This window comes from Candidatus Omnitrophota bacterium (assembly GCA_028693815.1).
In the GTDB taxonomy this organism is placed as follows: domain Bacteria; phylum Omnitrophota; class Gorgyraeia; order Zapsychrales; family Aceulaceae; genus Aceula.
Map to the genome: position 1 here is coordinate 23,678 of JAQUUP010000018.1, position 14,279 is coordinate 37,956.

The following is a 14,279-nucleotide window of genomic DNA, read 5'->3' on the forward strand; positions in this document are numbered from 1 at the left end:
TCTTTGATGGCAGCAGGCTCGGTTTGTTCAACAACCTTAGGCATCTTTTTTTGTTTATCTTGGATGGCTTTACGCTCATCATCGAACTTTGTGATCTCATCTAATGATTTCTCTAAGTCTTTTAATAAAGCATCGCCTTCTTTTTCATTCTGCGCTTTATCGCTCATGCCTTTGCCGAGATTACCGATGTGAAGAAGTCGAGTTGAAAGCACAGCATTCTGCTTAGTCGTCTGATCTTCTAACAAAGACAACTCTTCAGCTTGCGCTTCGCTTTCTTCCAAATCTGCAATCAACTGTTTAAAACTCGCGTCAACCTGCGCATCATCATCTTCTTGTTTAGCCTCTAAAAACGCTCTCATTTTTTTCACGGACGTTGCAAGCGCTTTAATCTCAGGTCCAAATTCATCCTCGGCAGCGTAATTAGCATCTACAACTTTCTGAACAAGCCTTTGCCCTGCGAAATCTTCAAAGTCTTCTTCAGTGGCCGGCACATATTGCGCAACAGTCGGAAGATATTTCCTAGCTAACTGAACTTCTGGGCTCGCGTCAACAGGTTTGGTTTTTGCAACAGATTCAACTGGCTCTTCTCCTTCGATAGCACCCTTACGCGCAAAATAAGCAGAGAAGAAACCTTTAATGGATTTAAAGAATAAATTTATTTCCAGGCGTAGTGTGTGCGCAAAATGCTTAAGAATTTGTTTTCGATATAAAACCTGTAAAGCCTTAGCCATTTCCGCATTTTCTAACTTTTCCTGCAGCTGCTGGGCTTCAAGCGCTTCGATCACAGCCAACGCGTCCTCAAATTTCTTTAATAATGCATCCTGCTCATTGGCATTTTGATTTTTCTCACCAAGCTCTCGAACAATTTCTTCTGCCTCGGCAAGCTGGGCTAAAATCTTTACTTGATAGGCTCGATTCCGGAACTTCTGACCACGCCTCATTTCTGCCATCTTTTGGTCAATATGCATCTCAGCAACGAAACCGTCTAAAAAGGCTTGAGCTTCTTCATCTTGAGACTGAACAGCTGTGAGTTGCGCATAACGCGCATCCATATCATTGATTAGTCGATCAACCGCCTCTTGATTCGCCTGTTCTTCAGAAGAAAGACGGGCTGGTACTGTTTTTACAACTGCTTCAACCGGCTTTAATGTTGGCGCAACAGTTCCGGGAGGAGTGACGGGTTCGTCGCTCTTAATAACCTCAGCCGCCGCATCATCGTTTCCTGTCGCGTCTTGTATGCGTTCATAAATTTCTCGATAAACACGACCATTTGTTGTTCGATCAATTTGAATGCCTTCAAGGGCTTCTCTTCTTTGGATTGGGTCGGGCAACTGTAAGGCGCTATCAATTTCATTGTCTACCCGCACCCTTTCTTGGGAGTCCTGATGCTCATACAACGACTTAAACTTCTTTTCAGATTGACGGGCAATAATAATTCCCGTAATCTCCTTCTCCATCGCTTTGATGATCTCATCAAATCCTATATTCTTATTTCGCCATTTCTTTAAGATATCCAGGATGTCATTTAAGATCATTGTGCTTTCAGAAGAATCATCTAAGCTCCTTGCCTTATGGATAAGCTCCTTAACATGCATTTTGAGCTCAGGCAAACTTAGCGCGGCAACATCAACTTCAGCCTGAGAAGCTGGCTCTGTCACTGGCGCAATAAAAATTTCTGGCACCTGAACTTCTGGGCTCGCGTCAACAGGTTTGGTTTTTGCAACAGATTCAACTGGCTCTTCTCCTTCGATAGCACCCTTACGCGCAAAATAAGCAGAGAAGAAACCTTTAATGGATTTAAAGAATAAATTTATTTCCAGGCGTAGTGTGTGCGCAAAATGCTTAAGAATTTGTTTTCGATATAAAACCTGTAAAGCCTTAGCCATTTCCGCATTTTCTAACTTTTCCTGCAGCTGCTGGGCTTCAAGCGCTTCGATCACAGCCAACGCGTCCTCAAATTTCTTTAATAATGCATCCTGCTCATTGGCATTTTGATTTTTCTCACCAAGCTCTCGAACAATTTCTTCTGCCTCGGCAAGCTGGGCTAAAATCTTTCTCTCATACAAAAACTTTTGAACATCCTGCAAGCTCTTTTCCTCTGCGCTATACTGGGTTTCTTCTACGATATCCTGACCTTGATCAAAATCTACTGCTTCATCCTGAGATGCTTTAGCTGTCAATTCTGAACAAAGTGCAGCAATTTTTTCTAAAATTTCATCAGCCTTCTTTTGATTCTCTTTATCCAAAGCTTGCACTTCTTCTATTTCTTGCTCCGCAACTAAATTTCCGACAAATTCACTCAAGTCCTCTTCAGTCACAGGCTGATCAGCAGCAGGTTCTTTGATCTCGGCTTGAGGAACAACAGGCTCGATGATTTTAATGGTCTCTTTTTTGGCAGGCTCAACAACTTCAGTGGTTTCTTTTTGAACAGGTTCAGCTACGATCTCTGCGATCACCGGTTCAGCAACAGGTTGAACTATTTTTTTATCTTGTTTTTGAGCTCTTCTTTTAACAATCGTGTAAAAACTTAAACCTATTAGCATCATCACTGTCAAGAACCATGGCCATTTTTTATTTTCTTTTGTATCAGGCTCTTGAATGACCTTAGGCTCTTCTTGGGCTAAAGAAAGAGTATCTATCTCGATAACAGCTGGATCAATGACGGCTACCTCAGCGACAGAATCTTCTTGCGTGATCTCAGGCACCGGTTGATCCTTTGGCGTGGCTTTTTCCCCTATGATGTCTTGGGCATCACGTGATCCAGTTGGTCGAGCGGTGTCTTGATCTGTATCTGCAATAACAGTTTCGGCTACAGGCGCTTTGGATGTTTCATGCATAAAAGCAGTTAGCTGATAAACATGCCCCGTGATCAACTCACCATGCTGTTCTATAAAAGCTTTCACCCCTGTCCAATAAATAGGCGTTCCATAAACATTCCGGTCTAAGGCCTCTAAATCAAACAAGACTCCGGCAACCGTATTCTTAGCCGGCAAATTTTGATCCCACACAGTAGCTTGATAGCGAAGCGTTCCAGGTGGATCACTCTGAGAACGATAAAATATAGTACCGTATCGAGGACCCGTGATCGTATCCGCGATAGATCCGAAAACTACTTGGGTGGAAAAAATATTAAAAGCGACAATAGCAACAAACATAATAAGAGCTCTTTTGATAGCACTCCCCGCCAACGACTTCTTTTGAGGCTGACAAGACTTCGTCTCTTTTTGCCTTTGCATTTGAACCAAAACATGGATGAGGTTAAAAACATCCTTAATATTTTTCACATCGCGGCATTGAGAAGGAGAAAAGATAATCTTTCCATTCTCAGAGCCTATGCGCCCTAAAACATATTTTTTGTTATTAGCTTTCTGAGCAAGGCTGAAAATTTCCTTTTTAACTCTTTCAACTTCATATCCCAAATTGCGAAATCTAGCAACAACCTGATTAAGCGATATTGTTGTTGCAACAAAAAAGTGAACGCGCCCATCGCCAGGTGTCAACACATACGTCACTTGAGGAAGAGTTTTTGATAATGCCTGGGCTAGCCTTTGGGATACGCACACATCGCTCTTGTCCTCTTGTGCCCTCATTTCCCCTTGGCGTTGTTTTTTTAAGGCTGACGCAAAACGATCAATCACTTGTTGCATCTGACCAATCCATTGAGAATCTTTAGTAAGCTCTCCAATCTTTTTCTGATGAGTGATATCAAGTAGCAAAATAAGACCGTCCTCAAGACGAATATAAAAAAACATTTCGGATTGTGTTAACTTAAAATAACAAAAATGAGCGCCGGAGATTTTCTTTGCGACTGACAATCTGCTGTGTCGTGTTGATATAATAAAATCCCTTTCTGGAAACTTTTTTATTTTCAATAAGGCGGCGTACAGTTTTTTAGGATTGAAATGTTTCTTAAACGTATCATCTCCTTGAGGGACAAGAACACCGTGCCACGATTCAAAACCCGAAGGGACGTTGGTCTCTTTTTTCTGAGATGCCTGATATTGACGAAAATCTTCTTCAGCGAGTGTATTCAAATGATAAGGGGCTTGATTCAAGACATGCGCTAAAGCGAAAGATTTTTGAGCTTTGGAAACATCCTGATCAACGAAAACAACAAGATGATTAGAGGAGAGAAAAAGAGCGGCATCAAAGTCTCGCGCTGGACCTGCGCGGATAACAATATTAAATCCATCAATCTTTTGTGGTTTTCTTTCTTTATCCTCTTTATAATAACGTAAAACTTGTTCAACCCAGGGCTCTGATAAAGGAATTTTAATTCCCCAAGGATCGAGGCCCTTCTCCGCGATCTCCTTCGCTTCGCGTGTAGCTTGATCATAAGGAACGCCTTCCTTGGGCTTCGTTGCTAATGGCAAGCTGGATGAGGCGGAAGATGACATGATTCCAACCTCGCTCCAGGCAATGAGATATTCCTTAGCTGGATCATTCTGGTCAGGTCGAATGCTTACTGTTCGTGGTGTCGTAAAAATAAGATCGTTGCTGGGCCTTAAAAGATCTCTGCGGCTTAACGGATGCAGAAGAGCGCGTTCAACGGTTTTGACAGCAGGATACGCGAGCTTTAATTCCTGCTCCAATAATTTCATAGATCTCTTACCCGTGTCAAAATAAACAACCATTTGAATCATCAAAAATTCTTTTTCTTTGATAACGCGAATTAACTTCTCAATAGCCAATATTGTGATTCGAGGAGCATGCCAAAGGCCAATATAGGTTTTTCCTTGCCTCAACATCTTCATGGCAATAACAACCTCTGAAGGTCTATACGAAGCAACCAAGGCTATCTTTTCTCCTGTTAGCAAAAATTGCGTATTATACACATAAACAATATCATGTTTCGAATCTACCGGATCAAGAACTGTCATTGATCCATCCTCCCCAATCTTAAAAACATAGATCGAAGTCAAGGCGGAAGAAGAGGCTTCTTTGCCGCCCTTAGCAGAAGAACCTACAAAAGAAGAATCTTTAATCTCAACTTCACTGGTGCCAATGCGGTGCTCAAGTTTTCCGATCAATTCTTCATCTTTCAAAAGAAGCGGCACTCCAATTTCAAATTCATATAACGCAATCCTCTCACCTGGCTCATGCAATTTCTTTAACTCGACAGCAAAAGGATACTCAGGGTTAACAGGACCTGGTTCTTTATATTCCGGCTGATGCGCAACATTATTTCTATAAACATTAATTTCAAAACCTTTAAACACAGCCAAAATAATCTGAAATGTATCTGAAAAATTATAAAAACTCTTATTAAGATCAACAAGAACACATATTTTTTTGCTAACAAAATTTCCTACAGTAACCTTAGATTCTTTATCTCGACTTTTTATTTCAATCAAAATATTTTCTAGGTTAGAAATTCTTTCCCTATCAATCATAAGAATCAAGTTAACTTTTTTAGGAAACGAATTGCTCAAAATAACCTCTGCTCTAACCTTGGCAATGGCATCAACCACTTCACTCATCAATCCTGGGCGATCATAATCAAAACTCAAATCTAAAGCCATCAACGTCCTTTTAACATTGCCTGGTTTTACACCAATCGTTACAACACGAGCGTCAAGCCATGCTCTGGATCCAGAAGATAAAACAATTGTTTTAATATCAAAAGAAACTTTGCAACGGCCAATAAAAGCCACTGTCTGTTCCTTATTCTTAAAACCTAAGGCTTGTACTGTTTCATCAGAATCAAAAAGTTTATTCACCCATCTATTTTTTCCTATCCCGACTAATTTCCTTATTCCGGCAGAATACCATCTGCGAGCTTCTTCGCTTAAGATTTTAGAAGTCTTCAGGAACTCTCCAGGCTTAAGCTGCAGCCTTAAAAGCGTTCTAAGATGTTTCGCTCTTTGCTGTATTTCTTTTTTTTCTTTAGCGGTAAGGACCACTCTGATTGCTGGATCAATCATAATAAAATCACCTGCTAAAAGAGGCTGCCCAACACTTTTGTTCCGACGTTTTACCTTTCCTCTCTTAGTAGCTGGGAACTCAAATCCATAAATCACCGCATGATCAAAAGAATTAAGCCCTTCCTGAGAAGACGGATCCAAATTTGTGAGAGACAAAAACTCATCAACTCGTCTAAGGCACAAAAGATCCCCTCCAATAAAACCATCCTTAAACCTTGCAGGCCTAAGAATGTACTGGCCTGCTTTTTCATTAATCGACACAAAGAAAATATAAACCCAATCTTTCAAATAATTAAAAAGATTTAAAAGATTTTCTTCAGGATTATGAGACATCGTTGTCAAGCCACCTAAATTAAATTGTTGATTAGGATGACGTTTACGCAAATCATATTTCCAGCTAGCATTTTCCCCATACATAAACTCCGAGTATTTATCAGAATCGAAAAGCTTAATCTCCATAGCCACAGACCTTTTGGTAGCATTCATTGGCAGAGGAATATTGATTCCGAAATGACTTCCATCATATTTCTCTCCCGCATCACGAACATTAACGTCAGTTTGCTTAGGAATTAACTCACCGCCCAACTCTTGGTAAGGAGCAAAAATATCACGCCAGCCCATAAAAAGACCAACAGAAGACCAATAATCTGATTTATCAACAATCACATGAAGACCCAAAAGGTCTTGTAACGATCCTATGTTCTTAACCGCTCCTCGCCTTCCTCTTCCGCTTTCAATTTTTTGATAAGCAGAACCTGCCCCCTTAACTCTCCAATAAATAGCAATTACTTTTATGCCGTTTCTCTCTAGCCGTTTTTTAATTTTACTGCCAATTTCTTCAAGATACTTCTCAGCCTGCTCACGTGTCATATGACCCAAAGCTTCTACAATTTCTAGCTCAGCCTCTCTATATCCTTCAGGATAGCGAGCTTTGGTAACAGATTCTGATAATTCTGTGGCCCATTTCCAAAAACCAACTCTATAACATAATGGCGCGTAGATATCCTTAGCCACAGCCTCAAGATAATCAAGCTCGTCATTTGAGGCTGCTGATAATTTCGCAATAATCTCGTTAATCTTTGTCGTTAAAAGATCAAATCCACCGCCAAGAAACTGCACAACATAATTCATATAATCAACAATATTATATGGGTCACCAGAGTTATTCTCAGGGCAATATTTTCGCATACCCAAAACATCAAAAAAGTCAGAATGTTCAAGACCACTTTTCTTTTTATGAGGATTTGGCGATGAGGCAGTAGTTTTTGTGAGTGCGAAATCTTTGCGCGAAAGCGTAGAGGAAGATTTTATGTTTTTAGAAGAAGCCGCTTTAGATAAAAAAGCCGGTGTCAAAAGTCTTCTTCCAGCCACGGTAGGAAGCATTGACACCGGCTTACTTAAAACAATATGTGTACTAGCACTTCCAGGCGCAGTAACATTCTCGGCAATCCATGAAGCAATCTGATCATTTCCTGAAATTTCCGCTGTTCTACTTATTCGGCCACTTGCCATATTTTGGCTCAACAAAAATATCGTGCTCGACACCACTGAAGGTGCAAACGGCATCATTGGAACAACAAGCGCATTATTTTCTATTGGGGTTGAAACAGGAATACTTGAGCTGCCTTGGTTTCTTTTTGCAGCTAGTGCTCTTTTTCGATTCTTTATGTGGGCAGAGCCAGGTCTCGTCTCAGTCTGTTTTCTAACATAAGCAAGAATTTCTTTTACATTCTCTTCTGTATACAGACGTCGATGTCGATCTTGGGCCATCCTGTAGATTTCATACTCAAGAGATCTTAAAAGTTTCTTAAAACCATCTGAGGACTTACTCGTCTCAATAAAATGTGCCATCGGCTTGTGCAACAAAGCATAAACAAGTAAAATAGATTCTGACACGTATTTCTCTCTCTTTATCCGATCTATAAAAGTTCTTGAATACTCACAATATTCTATAAAAACCCCAAAGTCTCCCTGAGATTTTTTTGCTGCAGCTTCAAAGACAAATGCTATTAAATATCGAAAGACATAATAGACTTGCTTGTTTTCATGATATTGATCTTCAAGCTTTGCAAAATACTCCTGAACTGCAAGAATTTCTTTAGCAGATGAAAACCTCTTACAGATAGCATTGCTTCTCTCAAGAAAAGAATATCTTTTTACTTCAACAAACTGCCTATACAATCTCGCCAAAAATTTCCTTACCGATATTCTGTCTCTTTTATTGTTGATATCATCCATTTCTGTTGTATAGCCGAAATCAGAAAAAACTTTCGCAACAGCATCCCAAGTCACTTGTGATTCAAGAACATCCCTGATTTCTTTAGAAATATAGCTTTCAATAACCAAGGGATCAAAAAACAGCGTAAACAAATAAGCCTTAATAAGAGTTTCTGTTCTTGTGCCACCTCGTATTTTTTGTACCTTAATAGGGACTTCTAAAGAATCAAGCAAACTCAACAGAGATTCTTTAGATATTCCCCCTTGGAAGCTTTCCCACCCAATAACAACTTCTTCTCTTTCATGTCTGCTATATCTATATGCCAACCCTAAAATCGCCTTTTGAATCCTTCTGATAAAATTAGTTGAGACTTCACTTGAAATGTCTAAATCTAAAACATCGTTAAGAAGTTTAATTCCTCCTGGTCCAGCTTGACGCAAGAAACCCTGAATATCTAAAACACCTAACAGCTCATCCTTATCAATAAACTCTCTTAAATATCGAATCAATGTTTTGCCAAGCTCTCCATCTCCTCCTAAAGCGCTAACCCCTAATAAAACATTATGTTTGTAGCGAGCCTTCAAGCAACAGAGTGACTTTAATATAATAGTATCTGTAATTGGAGATCTGATGCCTTTTTCAGGATGATTTCTTTTGTTTCCGTTTTTTCCCTTAATAATACGATAAAGATATCGAGCAAGGATATCTCCTCCCATATCCAAACCAAGAATTAAAACTTTTTTGTTTTTTATGATCTTGTGATATTCAGCTGCAATTGCTTTAAATCCAGGATTAACATCAATCATGATCAAATCAAGCCCCGATTCTTGCATCTTCTTAACAACAGCGCCTTCTTTAATCAAAATCTCAATTTTATGATGCGCAGCATCTACTTCAACAAGAGAAACAATGTTGGCCTGATCAATGCGATAAAAATGTTTAGCATGATTAACTGTAGCAAGCGGGGCAACCTTCCCTGTTCTCTGATCCATAATTCCAAGATTCTCAATAGGTGTTGGCCCGCCGTTTAAATTTTCCTCTCCTCTTTTTACATTCGTTGTTACGATGCTGACCTTTATTGCTCGTTTTCCCGTCATCTTTCGAAAAAGCTTCAATACCTTCGCTAAGAAAATAGCCCCCAAAAGGTCTCCTCCTCCACCTGCGGCGACAATATGAATCTCGTTATAATCACCTTCGAGAAAAGATTTCTTTAGTTCTGAATTCATATAAAAAAACTTAGAAAGATCTGAAGTTGCTGAAGATGCCGCTGGTGAAGAAACCTTTTTAATATTTCTTGAGGAAGAAACGTGGGAAGAGATAGCCGATGATAAAGTTGCCTCCTCAGAACTATCAGAATCATCCAAAAACAGCTGTTTGTTCCCGTCAATGAACTCATTAACTAACAAATCCCAATGCCCACAAAAAGAGCATAATCTTGTCGGATCAATTGTTCTTCTAAAAGTATTTGTTTCAGACCAAAGTCGTATAAAGCTTCCTTCGAATTTCCTAACATTAGCTTCAATATTTCTTATTCCAGAAATACCAGGCTGAGCCCATATGCAACAAGGATAAACATTTCCAAAAGGATCCATAACAAATTTCCTGTAAGAACTCCAACAATGTTCGAAATTAATATGTTTTTCCTCAGAATTTAACAAATCTTCTTTATACTCAATGCGTAAACCTTGGTAATTGTATCCAAACCTTTCTCGAAGCGCATGAACCCTTTCTTCAAGCTTTTTAGGCGAAATCGTCGTTTCTTCTTTTCTTCGATAATCGACAGAAAATTGAACAAGATCTACCCCAATCTCTGAAGCCTTAATAATAAAATTCTCATCTTCATTAAAATTATGAGGCAAAAACATTCTTGAAACAGCAATAACAGTCTCTGCATTCTTTTCTTCTCTTAGCTGTATCAACGCTTTTAAGTTTGAAAAAACTTGATTATAATCTGCTGTCGTTCGAATAGTGCAAAATATCGATCTATCAAAAGAATCAATTGAAAACCTAACTGCATCGGCATATAGAAGCTGTGCCATGTCTCCCTTATGAATCCGTGAGCCAGACGTTATAATAAAAACTGGAATTTTTGCTTCTTTTAATAAAGTGAGCGTATAATAAGCATGTTTAGATGTAAAGAATTCTAGGCCTCCAGAACAAATTATCTGCTTTATTCCTATAGAGCGCCATTCTTCAACCAATCTTTTTATTTCTTCTCTATTTAATAATTTATTCTCATCGCCAGAATTCTTAAGAAACGAATAGCTTAGATTGCCCTGGCTATAACAATAAATGCACCCCTCGCCACAAGTAGGGCCAAAATGAAGCTCTCCAACCAAAGGATAAGTATTTTGATTTCTAAGAACTTTACCCCAAAAACTTTTTTCTTTCTCCAACTCTTTTTTTGCTCTCTGAAGAGCTGTCTCGTTTCTTAGAATTGAAGAAACTTCTTCTTTTTTATTTCTTATTCTCTTTTGAGCACAAATACGATTAGCTCTAGATTCTTTTTGCCTTTTAACATGATCAACAAGTATCTCTATATTTTTCTCCTGATACAATCCTCGGTGGTGATCTTGGACCATTTCATAAATCTTATATTCAAAAGATAATAAAAGGTTTTGAAGCTCGCCGGATGTTTTGCCCATCTCAATAAACTGCGCCAAAACGGCAAGGCCTGCGGTGGCTGAGAAAGACACTTGATCACCGTTCACACCCCGAGGGTGTGAAACGGTTGGTTTTGACATAGAAAAAGCCGCTATCAGAATCTCGATCCTGCTCCGACGCGCTCTATATAAAATATCTAAAGAAGTCGGAGTCCCGCCCTTCGCTTGAGGCGAAGCGTCGGGACCACGATTAACAGCCAATGAAGACAGCGGCTCATTAAATAAAAAAGCCGATGTCAAAAAACTTCTTCCAGCCACGGTAGGAAGCATTGACACCGGCTTATCAAGAAACATGTTTTTTCCAACTAAATTTGGAGCGCTGACTTTTCTAGAAAGCCATTCAAGCATATCTTGATTGCTTAAGATGCCTAAAGTTCTATAGCTATTAAATAAAACCGAAGACGCTCTTTTTGCTAAAAATTGTTTTAAATAATATTGCGGTGTTCTTTTAATTTTAGATTGTGTCTGAAAATTTTCAAGAATCAAAAATCCGATAGCATAATCATTATCTTTAGTGACTCCATGAAAATCTCTTAGAATTTGATCCATATCAACAAACAAGTCTTGCATCGAAACAATCTCTACCTCTGATTCTTGAAGCTTAATATCCTTCTTTTCTTCTTCTGTAATATCATACGCAAAAAACGTTGCAAGCTCTCGATCAAAATGATCGGTCTTGCTGCTGTCGTTAATCACATAAACTCCCTCTGGGGTAATACGGATTAATCGTGAAGGATCAATCTTAAATCCTGTTGTTTCTGTATCAAAAAGCTCTTCTTCGAGTTCGCGCTTAGCTGCATCAAAAGGATCATCTTGAAGCCCCATGTGTCCGCCTGCAGAAACATCTTTGGCAAGCGGTCGAGATTTTTTATGTCGTGAACGCGTTTGAATAGCCATGCGATTATCTTTATCAATTACCAGCATGCCAACTGTTCGATGCCATGTTCCGTCATTATAGCATAATTCTCTTGGACGAATTTTTCCTGTATATTTTCCTTTTGCATCCGTTGTTAATAAATATTCGACTCCGTCTTTATGCGCATCGTCTTTAAACGTTGTCATTTGCTTTAATGTCTTTTTGTCACCTAGCTTATCACTTAACTCTTTTTGCCAAATACGAATCTGAGTAATCGCTTTTTCTCTATCGTTATTAAAATATTTTAAGAGAACAGAAAAGTCTTTTCCTAAATTTGAAGACGCATGATATTTTTGTTTGTTTTCATCAATCACTTCCTGATAAATTCTTACATATTTTCGGACAGATGGCTCCCAGCGCATATCTGTATTTCGGGCGTTTTCTCTAATTTTAAGAGCTTTTTCTAGATGGTTTCGATAAAGATTTATAATCGTCCATATGGCTTTTCTAAGTTCTTCGTCGCTTAATTCATTTAAGAAAACCGCATTACCTTCTTGCGTATCCGGATTCCAGTCTTTTCCAAACTCAGCTAATCCCCCAACGCGCGTAAGAATAAGTGGGATGCCTTTTTGAACAGCTGCGCCTGGCTTTGTGCCAAAAGGCTCAAACCTTGATGCATAGCTAAAAACTTGAAGCCCGTCCATAATACGGTTCGTTTGAGCATGATCAGGTTTATGAATAATTTTAACTTTGGTTGGCCACCTGTTAACAAGATCTTTCATCATAGCCTTAGCTTCGCCCGTGTATGGATTATCAGGATGTCCATCACCAAGATAAATAAAGCGAAGCTTTCCATCTGTTTCTTCCATGATTTGACCAACCACCCAAATAAGTTTCTTGGTATCTTTTTGATCGTCAATACGCGCAACGGTGCCAATCGTCACCGTATCTTTGTCTGCCGAATCAAGATCTAGTTCTTTTAAAACTTCTTGCTCAGCCTTTTGTTTTTTCTCTTCACTTAAGGCTGGCCAACGCTCAACTAAAATACCGTTCGGGACACCTCTTAAAGCAACTCTTCTTGCTTGATAGATATGATCATTTCCAAATCCCTGGCCATTTAACGCCTCGTTCATATTATTTTCAGAAACAAAAATAATACGCTGTGCATGATTTAGTCCGCCGCGCTTTAAACTCATCTGATTATTTCCAATAGCAATACCAAACCAATGCTCCCCGCTAATACGCATCTCATCAAAACGATCCGAAGAGAATCTTGGCCCTTGCTGCTTAGGATTGTGTTCGCTAGTTACATGGGCGATATTTCTAAAAATTGAACGATTTTGGAAATTTGTTTCCAATAAAAGATTTATCTCACCTGCCTGCCAATCATGAGTATGAATAACATCTGGATTTATCATTTGTTTTGTCTCAACCAATTTTTCCATGGCCAGAAGAGATCCTTCGCACAACAAAATCGCCTGTCGGTATTGATCTCCCGAATAAATTTTCTGAGTATAAGATCCATTATCTTGTAAGCCAAAATACGTAACATCGTTAGCTGTTTTTTTCCAAACAGACACAGGTAGCGGCCACTCTCCATGCATGCCATTAAGAGCAAGATCAAATTTAACTTTTGTATCTACCCAGCCTTCATCTTTGAGGTTTGCATATTTTAAAAGAAAAACATAAGAATTAATTCCAAGACGTGCGATCTTTTGAGCATATTCTCCAACTACATCACCTAGGCCACCTGTCTTGATAATAGGAATTGCCTCTGGAGAAACTTGGACAAGAGCTCGCACCGCATGATCAGAAGTAATATTTTCTACCGCAAAAAGAAGGTCTTCTTGTAAAGGTAAATCGCACTTGACTCTTTTAACAATTGTTTTTAAAATTTTCGATGTCTTATTAAGAGCCTCTGTAACTTTAGAATATTCATAAATAAGTTTTAAGCTTTGACTAAGATCTTTATTGTTAAATCTAGCTTTTTTGATCTGATCTCGAACCTCAACAAGAATGACCTCTTTAACTTCTTGAGGATTAAAGGCAACTTCTTGACTCTCGGGAATAATCGTAATGTAAACTGTGCGAAATTGCTTTAAGACTTGGCTATCTTTTGTTTCTTCAATAATCTTATACTCAAAATCCTCACCGATACGAACAAAATCAGAAAATGAAAGAGTTACCCCTAACTCCTTTTTCATGATTCGGCAAGCAGCGTCAAGACTTGTTTCACCTGGTTCAACGTGACCAGTTGCTGAAGCATCTTGCTTACCGGCATTAAAATCTTTTAGCTGTGATCGTCTCTGGGCATAAAGCTTTCCATTTTTCGGGTTAAAAGCAAAAATGTAAACACTTGAATACCAGTCTTTATCATGTCTTGCTGTATTTAAAGTCTTAATTCTTCCTATTTTTTGCCCTTCGACGGTTAAAGTTTCAACAAAGGAAGCCTTGCTTGCAAGCGCTTGTGTTTTGGCATCAAGCCATTGCTCAGCGGTTAAGGTCATGGATTGTCCTTTTCTCGCTTCTTGATAAGAATTCTGAATTGTGCCGCCTTGATTAGGAGCAACTTCCTCTAGACGGTTGGTAATTGCGCCTAAGTATTCTTTAGCCTGAGC

1 protein-coding gene is annotated in these 14,279 nt (G+C 39.0%); it reads right to left on the bottom strand.

Going from position 1 to position 14,279, the window contains the following annotated elements; translation table 11 throughout:
• Positions 1 to 14,279 (bottom strand): glycogen/starch synthase (locus PHY73_06395; protein ID MDD3375331.1); only part of this gene is annotated, 14,279 nt, incomplete at both ends.